Raw genomic sequence first — 12487 nt, 5'->3', positions numbered from 1 at the left:
GAAAATGAGTTCACTCAAAACCGCCGGTAATTTTACTCTACTATGTATTGCCAGCTTAACCATAATGGTTGGCACCCTATTAGCGCCGGGTTTAGTTACCATTGCTGATGGCCTAGGCATACAAAGCAACAGCGTATTATTAATTACTTTACCTTCTTTAGGTGCGGTGGTATTTGCCCCCCTAGCCGGAAGGTTAATAGACAAGTACGGCGCATACCCTTTACTTATAATAGGTTTATTTTTATACGGATTAGTGGGTGCATGTGCTTACGTTTTACATGGCCCAACCTTAGTATTTATTAATCGTTTTGCATTAGGTGGTATTACAGCAATAGTGATGGCAAGTTGCACCGTATTAATTTCAACGTGGTACAGCGGCGAAGCCCGACTGAATATGATTGCCAAACAAGGCATGGCGATAGAGCTAGGTGGCGTTATATTTTTATTTTTAGGCGGTGTTTTAGCGTCAATGTATTGGGGATTACCCCTTGCTTTGTATTTAATTGCTTGGGTATTTTTAGCTATGTTGCTCATGTTTGTACCCCGGAAGCAGCAATTGAACGCCCAAAACACAGAGCAAACTCAACAAATAAAAAAGAGCAATTCAAACGCATTAACGCTTAAAGGGGTGTATATAGTATCAACCCTAGCTATGACCATATTTTTTACCTCAACCGTGCTTTTACCTATTACCTTGCACGCACTAAATTTTAATGAATCAGAAATAGGCCAACTATTGGCTTTTATATCGTTAATTGCGGTATTTACAGCGGGATTTATGCCTAAAGCAACTAAACGCCTTAGTGAAAAAAGTGTATTAGCAATCGCATTTTTTGCCTTTGGTTTATCATACCTTTGCTTTATGCAATCAAGTACATTGATATTAGTATTAGGCGCGCTATTAATTGGTATTGGCTTTGGTTTTAGCATTCCTCTTTTAAACCACATGACCGTAGAGCTAAGCCCAGAAAATGTTCGCGGACGTAACTTATCGTATTTTACAATGGCTGTGTTCTCCGGTCAGTTTTTTACCTCGTTTATGGAGTACATACCTGGGGGTGAACATAACGTATTTATAATATGCAGTATTTTAAGCGCCGTTGTAGCTATCGCCCTTCTTGTTAAACCTAAAGCGCACTAAGTAGCAATCAATAACCGGTAAAATTATTAAATTAAGTAGCCAATTATCCCCTATTTATTGGCTACTTTTATTCTCCTTCACTCTTTGGCTAAGTTAGGCATTTAATAACAACTTAGTATGATGTGTTCTTTTACTATAAACCCACCAGCAATGGTTGTTGCTTTAGTTAATTGCGTTGTAAAGTCAGTTTTTTAGCCTTAGCAAACAAGTATTAATTAAAGCGATTATAAGCAAAAAGGCATGCGCTGTATATAAATACAGTGCATGCCTTTTTTATAACAAACCTTAAGATTCATCAGGGCCCTAGCGTTACCCACTGCTTAACTTCAAGTGCAGTCATTATCAGCTCTACAGAAAAAGCGGCCAGTATCATCCCCATCACGCGGGTTAAAATAGACGCACCGCCAATACCAATTAGCTTTATAATTTTGCCCGACAGCAACAACAAAATTAGGGTTACACCCAACACAGCCAGTGTAATTAACGCTGTGCCTATTTGGGTTGTAATTGGGTGAATGTGATTATCGGTAAGTAATATAACGGCTAAAATAGCCCCTGGTGTGGCGGTAGCCGGTATAGCAAGCGGAAACACTGCAATATCGTGCCCTGGGTCTTGTTTAGCTTTATTTGAATCATTGCCAAATATCATTTGTAGGCCAAACAAAAATAAAATTATCCCGCCCCCTAACTGAAACGATACCAGCCGTATACCCATCGCATTTAAAATAAGCTGCCCTATTAAAATAGAGCCAAGTAATACAGCGCCTGCATATAGCACAGATTTAAACGCAGTTTTACGACGTTGTTGATCAGTTAAATGAGAAGTCAGCGCAGCAAAAAGCGCCATAGTCCCTATTGGGTCAATAGTGGCCCAAATAACGAGGGCATCTTGAGATAGCTTTTCTAGCATATAAAATCCTTGTTAAGCGAACACGTTTTAAAAACTCGGGTAACAAATTCATTTGCTTACGCTTAACTATAAGCCAAATTGGCTATTTTTTATATTGCATTTGTTCCTCTTATGATGAAATTTACTAACGTGGATAATGCAAATGCAGCACTAATACATGACTAATGCAGTACTAAACATGTTTATACCAAATAGAATGCTCACCCAAGCTAAAGCCTAATTTAACTAATAAGTTATGCGAACGCGCATTATGTGCACTTACCTGCGCCGCTAAGTAGTTTAGCGGTATAGCCTCTTTAAGTGTTTTAACAAAGCCGGTAATTACCTCAAACATAATGCCCTTATCCCAATACATAGGATCAAGCTCAAATCCAATAAACGCCCTACTTTTACAAGGCGATAAATTATAAAGCCCGCAGGTGCCCATAAGTTTGCCATTTATATTATGTTCAATAGCCACTCTTATCACTTCGCCTTCGTAATAGGCGGTAATATCGTCTTGTATTAATTGCTTAATTTGGCATTTACTTAATGGGGTTTTATAGTCGTTAAATTCGCTCACTTGCGGGTGATTCAAAATAGAAAATAACTGCGGGGCATGCTTATGGGTAATTAAACGCAATGTAACGCGTTCAAGCTGAGTTGTTTTAAACATTTTATACAGGAGTTAAAATAGCGCTTTATGGTTAAGCATTATTAACTTACCATAGCGTATTCACAAGCATTATCTTTATAGCCAATATTGAGAGCAATAATGAGCGACGATTTTAAAGTAATTCAACCTACCACAACCGTATACTGCCCTAAACGTGGTGAGGGCTGGACCCTAACAGGCATTACTAATATAAACGAGTTTACCTCGGTAATGTTTGACGGCACACGTTATACACTCCCCGCACGCGAAATAGTAGAAGAGCTGTTACCAAACCAACTAGCCCGAGAGCAAAATAATAGCTAGCGCCCGTGTATAAACCGTAGTGGCTGCCACTGTGCAGCCAACTATATATAGAGTAACGAAGGATTAAAATGTATCGTCTTCACTGTATACATTTACTTTTAACTCGTCTTCATCTTCAAAAACAACAAACGAAATAGGCTTACAACATACTTGGCAGTCTTCTATGTATTGCTCACCAGTATCTGCAGCGTCTAATAATACTTCTATGCTTTCGCCGCAATACGGGCAACCTATCGATTTTTCGGTTAACTGGTTCATTTAACACCTGCTACTTTTATCTCAATGCTTTCACTTTAATAAACACACTCTGATAATACTACATTGTGCTACAGAGGTTTCCCAATGTACGTATGGTCTTAATTAAAAACCATTACGTATATTACTTTTTCCGCTATTCACGTTAGCCTACTAAAAACAATGAAATAGGTTTTACAGTTAAAGGGTCTAACTATTAAGAATATGTATTTAAACTCATACTAGAGGTAGATTATCATATGAAAAAATCACTTACGCTTGCATTAACATCTGCCGCAATGTTGTTTAGCACCTTTTCACATGCAGCCAAAACCGAAAAAGCAGTTTTAGCCGGTGGATGTTTTTGGTGTATGGAAAGCGACTTTGAAAAGCTCAAAGGCGTAAAAGATGTTATATCGGGTTTTACAGGCGGTAAAATTAAAAACCCGACCTACAATGGTAACCATCAAGGCCATTATGAAGCAGTACAAATTACTTACGACCCTGATGTAGTAAGCTACAAAGGTATACTTGATCATTTTTGGGTAAATATTGATCCCTTTGATGCCAAAGGCCAATTTTGCGATAAAGGCCCAAGTTATTTAAGCGCCATATTTGTAGCTAACGAGCAAGAGCGCAAAATAGCAGAGCAAACCAAACAAGCCGTAATAGCAGAGTTCCCAAATCAAACAGTGGTCACGCCAATACTTAATGCCAGCACTTTTTACCCAATTAAAGGTAAAGAAAGCTACCATCAGGATTATTATAAAAATAACCCTATACGCTACAATACCTACCGCTGGCGCTGCGGACGCGATAACCGCCTAGAAGAAATTTGGGGCGATAGAGTCACACATTAAAAACTATTGTTAGAACAATTGATGGGTATACACAAACCCATCCCAATTACAGCTAACAGCTATCTGCTAATTCTATTCATTCCGCCCCTAATTATAAACATTATTTTGATACTGTTTCCTAAAACAGCTTATTTATCTAACTTTATAAATATAATAAATTGCACTCCTAAATTGATAAAACCTAATTCAACAACTGGAGTTACACATTATGTCTGCCACCCAATTACAACTTGCTCGTGCTCTAGCGTTATCTTCAAGAGAAGCCATATTAAATCGTGAGCACTCTGTACAGCATTTTGGTACAACAACGACCAACTACTTACACAAGCCTGGAAAGAGTGGGAAGCAACCGAAGTAGATACAACCACCTTTACCTTGGACGATTCATTATTAGATAAAAACTTACGTGAAGCCGTTAATGCTGCATGGGAAGATCCATCTAAAGAGTATTTAGTAAAATCACTACTAGAAGAAGTAGCGACTGATGTGTATCAGTTTCAACTTTTTGATCCTGAGCGCCTAGCAGCTTTACGTGGTTACCTAGAAAAAGTATGGAATGCTAACATTCCTATGCGTCCACCATACGGTATTGTATTAAACCGCCGCGGCGCCATGCTCGACAAACGCTCAGAGGGCTATTTAGCTGCTCCTAGTTTTCAGGCATTTTATAACCAAGTATTAAATACATACATGCGCCCTATTTCACGTTTATTGTTTCCTGAGATCATAGGTTACGATACCCAAACATTTGGGTTTTCTATTTATTACGACCCAAGTACGGATGCGTCTATTCGTCCGCATACCGATGCATCATCAGTAACATTAAATATTAATTTAAACTTACCTGGGGAAGAATTTAGCGGATCAGAACTTGATTTTTACGACCAAGTAAACGCAAAAGTTGTACAACTTAGCTTTAAACCAGGCAGCGCTATGATCCACAAAGGCAATGTACCACACGCGGCAAAACCTGTAACCAGTGGCGACAGAACAAACCTAGTGTTATGGCTTTTTGGCGATAATGGCCGTATACCAGCGCCGGGTTCAAAACGTACAGATATTGACGCAAAAGAGCGTTGGACTACGCCAAAAACAACGCCAGACGGCTACGCACCTTTTTAAACGGTGCCTAGTTTAACCTTTTGTGCCTAGAACTTGCCCATTAAAGACATTTAATAATACTTTAATGGGCTATTTACTTGTTGCATAACCACTTAGTTACTATCTTTTTAGTATGCCAAGTTAATTTAAACAGCCTAATGAAGTTAAACCTTTTTATAATAACTACAATAACTACACTGCTTGTATCATCTTTTGCCTGTGCATCGCCTACTAAACAAAAATTAGTTGTAGGTTTTGGCGAAACCCTACCACCTTTTGTAATGTCACATACCAACAGTGGACTAACCCTCGATATTATTAAAGCCGCATTAACGCCTTTAGGTTATCAAATAGAGCCACGCTATTATCCTTATACTCGCCGCGCGAAAGGGTATATAGATGGAAAGCTCGACATACTAGCCGACATAAACTTAAGCACAGAAAACGGCAATCTCCTAAGCGGTTATATTTCAAATGAAGCCTATGAATACGAAAACGTTGCGATAGCCCTAAGGAGCAAGCATTTTAACTTTACTAAAATTTCAGATTTAACACATTACAGCTTAATCTCGTGGCCCAGCGCCGGCATACATTTAGGTGAAGAATATGCAAAAATGGCAAAAGCCAATACACAATATTACGAAGTGCACGACCAATCTCTTCAAGTTAAAATGCTTTTTTCAAATAAGGCTAATGTGATTCAAATGGATAAACAAAGTTTTGATTACTATCGCTCAACCCTTAAAGGTATTGATAGCACACAACCTGTAGATCACTTTGCGCTGTTTGGTAAAAGCCCTAGTGGCTATTTATTTAAATCAAAAAAATTACGTGATGACTTTAATATTCAGCTGCAAAAGTTAAAAAATTCAGGCGAGTACTCTAAAATATTAAAAAAATACAAACACGCCAAATAAAAAAGGTCGCTTTAGCTAAGCGACCTTTTTACGTTTACAGTGCAAAAAAACCAATTAAAACTTATAAGAGGCAGAAAATTTAACGTTACGCGGTGTACCAGGTTGTACCCATGCATCGGCAAACGAGTTTGTGTAATACGTTTCATCAAACAGGTTATTTACCTCTGCCGTAACACCAATAGCGTCTGTTACATCGTAATTTACAAATACACGCGCGGTTGTATAACTGGGTAGTTTAAAGTCGGTACCAAAATAGCCATTGTGTTCGTCTACAAATAATAGCCCGCCACCAAATTTAATTGCATTGCCATATAACTCGCCCGATTTAACAAGCTGCAAGCTAAGTTGATGCTCTGGTACATTTAAAAGTGACTCGCCGGCCTCTACTGTGTAGCCAAAGTTAGCATCAAAAAATGAGTTTTCTATTTGGGCATCTACATACGCATACGACGCCCAAATTTCTAAACTATCGCTAAGCTCACCCGTTAGGTCTATTTCTATTCCCTTACTTTGCGCTTCGCCAATGGCTGCGTAGGTAAACGCTGTTGGGTCGTCTACTACTAGCATGTTGTCTTGATCTACTTTAAATACGGCAACGGTGCCAAATAACGCGCCATCGTTAAGGGTAAATTTTACACCTAGCTCAGCAGAGGTAGATTGGTTTGGCTCAAAACCATCGCCATTGGTATCTGTGCCCGACAGCGGACGAAAGTTTTCGCCGTAGGCTGCATAAACAGATACATAATCACTGGCTTCATACACCACACCAAACTGCGGGCTGACGCGCGACTGCATTTGTTTAGTATTAGTACCTGCTAAACGGTTATTTAAGCGCTGCTCGTAATCATCAAAACGGGCACCAATACGAATATCTAAATTATCGGTTACGCTTATTTGGTCTTGAATAAATCCCCCTAGTGACTCTTGAATCTCTACGCGGTCGGTATTAGATGTAGGCGTTGGTAATTCATACGCGCCGTAAACAGGGTTAAATACATTAATATATTGCTCGCCCCGCACACGTAAAATAAATTGATCGTTTTCAAATTTATCAGCATCTACTCCCATAATTAAACGGTGCTCAAAGCCGCCAAGCTCAAGGCTGCCGCTTAGCTCTGCACGCAATACATGGTATTGAGCATCAAAATCGCGGTAGCGCCTAAAGCGGTTTACTTCGCCATTAAATACGCCGCCAAACCCGGTTTCGGTTGCAAAGCCTTCCATAGAGGTATCACGGTAGTTTGCACCAAATAAAATGCTCCAGTTATCATCAAAGTCATGAATGTACTCTAACTGATGCCCTAGTACATCGGCTTCAATTGGGCCATCGCCCGGCTCACCTAAAAAACGGCTTTGTGGTATAAGCCCAAGCTCGCCATCTATAGCTAGTACGCCTCTATCAAACGGCACTTCTTGGTCGCTGTATTCAAGCTCGTAAACTAGTTGGCTGCTGTCGTTAATATTCCACACTATTGACGGGCTAAAGCCGTGTTTAGTGGTTTCTATGGTGTCTCTAAAGCTCTCGGCGTCTTCGTAAAAACCAACCAGTCTAATTGCAACGTCGTCGTTAAGCGCTGTGGTGTAATCAACATCGGCGCGGTAAGTATCAAAACTTGCTATCGAGAGCTTAATTTCACCTTGCGTATCAAACGTTGGGCGTTTAGTAACTAGGTTTACTGTACCACCTGGCTCACCACGGCCAAATAAAGCCGCACGCGGGCCTTTTAAAACCTCAACCGACTCAATACCCGACAAATCACGCGAGCCACCAAAACCGCGCCCAGCATTAAAACCATTTACTAAGTAGTTACTCGGTAGGTTTTCATCGCCTACAAAGCCACGTAACGAAAAACTATTCCAAAGCCCACCAAAGTTATTTTGCCGTGCAACAGAGGCCGATAAATCAAGCGCTTGGTCTAGGCTTACTGCACCTGCATTTTCAAGGGCTTCTAAATCAATTTTAAGCTCTGATTGTGGAGTTTCTAGTTGGTTAAAGTTACCTTGGTAAGCTTGGCGCGTAGCAACCACAGCCAGCCTTTCAATGTTTGTGTTAGCACTGTGTGTTTGCTGGTTTTGCTCAGCAGCCAAAGCGTGGCTGCTAAATAAGCTTACTAGGCACGCACTTAAATAGGTGAGCTTAAGCCCTGTTGTGTTGGTTTTCATTGTGAACCTTGTTAGTAATATAAGTATTTTATAATTATGGTGTTGTTACTAGGTGCGCTAAACAACGGCGTTTAGCGCACCTAATAAGGATTACTTTGCTATAGCCTCAAAGCGTGGCATGTTATTGAGAACTGATTTAGGCGGGTTACCCTTATAAAATAACCAAGGGTAGTAAAACTCACGTAATTGCTGATGATAATCACGAATTTGCTGCTCGTATGCATACGCCGCTACTGAGTCGGTTTGGGCGGCTCGTGTTAAGCTGCGCTGCAATAATAGCGGTGGCGAAAACCACGACACAACGCCTGCTAAGTCATATTTTTTAGCGGCTGCGTCTCGGTATGCTTTTGAAAGCGGCGCTGCTTTTAAATCGCCCATTTGCTGAAATGCGTAATACCATTTCCACTCAAACTCACTGCTCATAGCAATGTATGGCGCAAGTGCTGGGTACTCTTTAATAAAAGGCTGCATAGTGGCAGATTTAGGTAAATCCCAGGCATCATTTACCGCTTCACGCTGAGTAAGCATAATGTCGCCACCCTTAGGCGAATGCACCGACTTGCTTATAGCAAGGTCGCCTAAAATAGGAATAATAAAAGCAAATAATACCCATAAACCAATTAGGCCAGAGGCAACGCGCGGCGCACTAGTCGCGTTTTTGCCCCACCACACACTCAGCGCAGTCCAAAATGCAAGGTAAGCAATACAAAGCAGCGATACATACGCAATTTCAAACGCGCTTGCCCCAGCTATAAATGCACCTATAAAAAATGGCAGCATTAAACACACTATTACTGCTAAAAACCTTACCGTTATACGTGCGCCCCACAAAGCAAAGTACGATTTAGCTGTAGTAACCAGTAAGTCGTGCCTGCCGCTAGTGCGCTCATTTGCAAATAAGTCATGAAACAGCAAAATAATAACCAGTGGTGCTAAGGCGCTAATTACAAATACAAAATCAATTTTACCGGCCTGTGCCAGCTCGGCATTTTGCGCATCGCTTTCGTAAATTTGCCCCTCTATGGCCAATAAATTAATACGGTGTTTCCACGGGAATATATCGCGTTCCCCTAATACTGCAAAAGCAAGGTTAGATGGCTGAGAATACGTTAAATGAAAACTGTAATAAGCCAACATGCCCGGATCGTCTTGCTTTTGCTGCACTTTAGCGCGATCGCTTTGATCTGCAGCTTTTAAACGCTCTATTGTTTGCTGCTGCGCGCTCACTTCGCTAAGCCCGCTATATATTGCAAAGCCCGATAAAACAAAGCTACATAACAGCAATACCACAAGGTACTTTTGACGCAGTAAAAAGCCCCATTCTCGTGTAAGTTGTGTAATTAAATAACTCATATCAAACGTTTTCCTACCAATTTAATACCGCCTACAAGTACTACAATCCACAGTATTAACTGTAAAAAAGCAGGTACACTTCTTTGCGCACGAACATCAGCGCTATCTACATCAAAGGTAAAGTTTTGCAGTATTTGCCAGTTCTCTGACCCTACGCGCGCTTTTTTAGTAGCCTCGGTATTGGCGTTGCGGTTCATATCAACTTGGTAATCAAGCTTTTCAATGTGTACTTTGTTAAGCCCCTGCACAAAATCAAAGCGCAGCTGTTCGGTTTCTCGTAAAAAGCGATGATGGGTTTCTATGCTGGTACCCACTACAATCATCGACAGCGATCGAATAGCCACCATTGGCGATACCCAACCAAAGTAACGAGATACCTGCGTTTGTTTAAGCTCACTTTGCATGCGCTGCTCGGCAAACTGGTTTAATACCTTAGTTTGTTTGGCCTCTGATTCACTGGCCACTAACCCTCTAAAGTTTACTGGCAGTTCATCAATGCTGTTTACGTTGTATTTTTTAAGCAGAGATTGTTTAAATTGCTTAAAGGCGGGGTCGTTGGTGTTATGGCCATCACCTAGTTTTCTAAGCTCAGCTTTTACTGCAAAGTCGGTTTCTATTTTACCGGCCGATGGCACAGCCGTAGAGGCACTGGTACTTGCTACGCGCGGCATAACAATGCACAGTAAAATCCACACAAACGCAAGCGCTGTAAAGCTGCCACTATTTTTACTAAACACGCTCGATGCTAATAAAACAACTAACACCCACACGCTTAAATACAATGCATAGCCCACAATAAAACTAACAACTGCTAAAAGGCTCTCACCTGCGCCCAGCGTAAACAACGCCGACACCGCTAATGGCGCAATAATTAACCCAACAACACACAAAAGCGCCAGCCCTTTACCCGCAATCAGCGTGCTGCCCTTGGTGCCTTGCGCCAATAAATACGACAACGTTTGAGATTCGCGCTCACGGCTAATAGAGCTGTAACCAATTAAAATAAGCAGTAACGGCGCTAATGTTTGCACTATAAAAGCTGGCGTTAAGCTGCCAAGTTTTGTTAAAGCTGTGCCTTGGCGCTGCTCGGCAAACATTGCACTATTTTGCCTATGCCCTTCTAAAAATATTGAGTTACCTGTGTAGGCATCAATCCCCGGATCTAGGGTGCTCAGAGGGGTTGGTGTTCTAAAAGCGTAATGCCCGTAATGCACCATTCTGTGTGGGTGGCGATCGGGCTGCTCAGCAAAGCTTTGCTCTGCATTGCTTTGTAATTCATTACGAGTGTGGATAAGTTCGTGCATTGTAATGGCAGTAACCACCACAGATGAAAGCGTAAGTAATAAACCTATGGCTAAAACGGTCATCGCCAGTTTTGAGCGAAGCCAATAGCGCCACTCATCTTTGGCAACTATCACCACCTTTGAAAAATTATTTTTGCTCATTACGCGCCTCTTTGTGCAAACGCGGCATGAACTTGCTCGGTATCAATACGGCCGTTTTCTGGCGCGTCAAATTCGCCCACCAGCTCGCCCGCTCTTAATAAACCAATTCGGTTTGCAACTTGGCATGCGCCGTATACATCGTGCGTTACCATTAAAATAGTAGCGCCGGTTAATGCAAGCTCACGCACTAACTGGTTAAACTCATCAATAGCAACAGGGTCAAGGCCCGATGTAGGCTCATCGAGTAAAAATATCGGGGCTTGGCGTAAAATAGCCAGTGCAATCGCAGTTTTTTGCCTCATGCCTTTAGAATACGTTTGCATAGGACGCTCCCATGCAGCTTGCTGTAGCGCTACACGGTTAAACGCAGCATTAATTTGCTCATCGGTTTTTTTAATATCAGCAAGCGATAAAAAATACGCCACGTTTTCGCGGGCAGTTAAATGCGGATATAACGTTGCTGACTCTGGCAAATATGCTGTTTTGCCGCGTACAAAATCAAGTGCGTGTGTTACCTCTTTGCCCGCTACTTTTACAGAGCCTTGAGTGGGTTTATTAAACCCAAGCAAAGTTTTTAACGTGGTTGATTTACCCGCTCCGTTACCGCCAAGTAACGCGTAAATTTCGCCCGAGCCTACGCTAAAGTTTAAGTTTTTTAAAATGGCGTTGTTTTTAATGCTAAAACTTAACGAGTCCACTTCAATAATGGCTTGCTTTTAACTGCTTGAGTAGCGGCTTGAGTTGTATTTAGGTCTTCATTCCGTGTTTGTTCTGCACGTGAGGATTCTTTCGGTGATGTTTGATTAACAGCTGTAGGTGTACTCACATTCAAACTCTATTAAGGGAAATTAGAATGCAGTGAATGTTATACCATATCAAATACATATTGCAACACTATAACATATTAATAATTAACAAATGATGCAGAGGTTTTAATAGTGTTACCCTCGTTGATTTATTCAACGGGTTTTGTCTATTACAAAACCCATAACCATTTAGGCTAAAATCATTCCTAAGGCAGCGTTTAAAATTAAGTACTTAAGTTATTTACGTCTTACCTTTAAAGTAAATTGAACAATGAACTTTTCAATTGCTAAAATGCCCACCTATTTTTCTATCAAGAGATACAATGGCAAATTTCAATACTCATCTTAATACGGCAGTCATCATCACAGGTTTAGGCTCGGCCACTTTATTAACTGCAGGCCATGTCTTGTCCTGAAATGTGTTTACACATTTAGGACTTATTTTATGAAAACCACTAAAACTAAAGACGTCAAGCGTACTCAGCGAGATTATACATTAGGCTTTAAATTATCTATTGTTGAGCAAGTAGAAAAAGGCGACTTCACCTATAAACAAGCGCAAAATCATTACGGCATTCAAGGCCGCAGTACCGTTCTGG

General features: G+C 40.9%; 11 protein-coding genes and 3 pseudogenes. 7 read left to right on the top strand and 7 right to left on the bottom strand.

Going from position 1 to position 12487, the window contains the following annotated elements; translation table 11 throughout:
- Positions 1-4: 4 nt before the first annotated feature.
- Positions 5-1141 carry an MFS transporter gene (locus PSI06_RS12805; protein WP_004586611.1) on the top strand — a complete coding sequence of 379 codons (1137 nt, stop codon included), beginning with the start codon at positions 5-7 and terminating at the stop codon, positions 1139-1141.
- Positions 1142-1436: 295 nt separating this feature from the next.
- Here PSI06_RS12805 and PSI06_RS12800 read toward each other — a convergent pair whose 3' ends face one another.
- Together PSI06_RS12800 and PSI06_RS12795 are read right to left on the bottom strand one after the other, a co-directional pair.
- On the bottom strand, positions 1437-2051 hold the full coding sequence (locus PSI06_RS12800; protein ID WP_273603918.1) for a MarC family protein: 615 nt from the start codon (positions 2049-2051) through the stop codon (positions 1437-1439).
- A gap of 172 nt (positions 2052-2223) precedes the next feature.
- Positions 2224-2706: a GNAT family N-acetyltransferase gene (locus tag PSI06_RS12795; protein ID WP_004586613.1), complete on the bottom strand. Its 483-nt coding sequence runs from the start codon at positions 2704-2706 to the stop codon at positions 2224-2226.
- Between the two features lie 99 nt (positions 2707-2805).
- Between PSI06_RS12795 and PSI06_RS12790 the strand changes: the two genes are divergently transcribed.
- On the top strand, positions 2806-3009 hold the full coding sequence (locus PSI06_RS12790; protein WP_004586614.1) for a hypothetical protein: 204 nt from the start codon (positions 2806-2808) through the stop codon (positions 3007-3009).
- Positions 3010-3072: 63 nt separating this feature from the next.
- Here PSI06_RS12790 and PSI06_RS12785 read toward each other — a convergent pair whose 3' ends face one another.
- The gene (locus PSI06_RS12785; protein ID WP_273603919.1) at positions 3073-3267 is read right to left on the bottom strand and encodes a CPXCG motif-containing cysteine-rich protein; all 195 of its coding nucleotides are present in this window, start codon (positions 3265-3267) and stop codon (positions 3073-3075) included.
- A gap of 236 nt (positions 3268-3503) precedes the next feature.
- Here PSI06_RS12785 and msrA point away from each other — a divergent pair, with 236 nt between their 5' ends.
- The 3 genes and pseudogenes from msrA to PSI06_RS12770 all read left to right on the top strand — a co-directional run bounded on the left by msrA (position 3504) and on the right by PSI06_RS12770 (position 6121).
- The gene (msrA, locus tag PSI06_RS12780; protein ID WP_138576380.1) at positions 3504-4103 is read left to right on the top strand and encodes a peptide-methionine (S)-S-oxide reductase MsrA; all 600 of its coding nucleotides are present in this window, start codon (positions 3504-3506) and stop codon (positions 4101-4103) included.
- 208 nt (positions 4104-4311) lie between these two features.
- Positions 4312-5225: pseudogene (locus PSI06_RS12775) on the top strand (2OG-Fe(II) oxygenase family protein).
- Positions 5226-5362: 137 nt separating this feature from the next.
- Positions 5363-6121, top strand: coding sequence for a substrate-binding periplasmic protein (locus PSI06_RS12770; protein WP_273603920.1), 759 nt, complete (start codon positions 5363-5365; stop codon positions 6119-6121).
- 54 nt (positions 6122-6175) lie between these two features.
- On the opposite strand, the gene PSI06_RS12765 is transcribed toward PSI06_RS12770, so the two are convergent.
- From PSI06_RS12765 to PSI06_RS12750, 4 genes are all read right to left on the bottom strand, one after another.
- Complete coding sequence (locus PSI06_RS12765) at positions 6176-8284, bottom strand: TonB-dependent siderophore receptor (protein WP_273603921.1); 2109 nt, start codon at positions 8282-8284, stop codon at positions 6176-6178.
- 90 nt (positions 8285-8374) lie between these two features.
- The gene (locus tag PSI06_RS12760; protein ID WP_273603922.1) at positions 8375-9637 is read right to left on the bottom strand and encodes a DUF3526 domain-containing protein; all 1263 of its coding nucleotides are present in this window, start codon (positions 9635-9637) and stop codon (positions 8375-8377) included.
- Entirely contained in the window at positions 9634-11082 is a 1449-nt protein-coding gene (locus tag PSI06_RS12755; protein ID WP_273603923.1) for an ABC transporter permease, read from the bottom strand. The genes PSI06_RS12760 and PSI06_RS12755 overlap by 4 nt, the downstream gene beginning before the upstream one ends.
- Positions 11082-11780, bottom strand: a complete 699-nt coding sequence (locus PSI06_RS12750; RefSeq protein WP_273603924.1) for an ABC transporter ATP-binding protein — start codon at positions 11778-11780, stop codon at positions 11082-11084. The genes PSI06_RS12755 and PSI06_RS12750 overlap by 1 nt, the downstream gene beginning before the upstream one ends.
- A 431-nt stretch (positions 11781-12211) precedes the next feature.
- On the opposite strand from PSI06_RS12750, the pseudogene PSI06_RS21695 reads away from it, so the two are divergent.
- Positions 12212-12295, top strand: a pseudogene (locus PSI06_RS21695) (metal-dependent hydrolase); the annotation flags it as partial.
- Between the two features lie 38 nt (positions 12296-12333).
- Positions 12334-12487, top strand: a pseudogene (locus PSI06_RS12745) (IS3 family transposase); the annotation flags it as partial.

The sequence above is a fragment of the Pseudoalteromonas sp. GABNS16E genome (assembly GCF_028598715.1).
Lineage (GTDB): Bacteria > Pseudomonadota > Gammaproteobacteria > Enterobacterales > Alteromonadaceae > Pseudoalteromonas > Pseudoalteromonas atlantica.
This window is presented reverse-complemented; position numbering and strand designations above follow the sequence as displayed.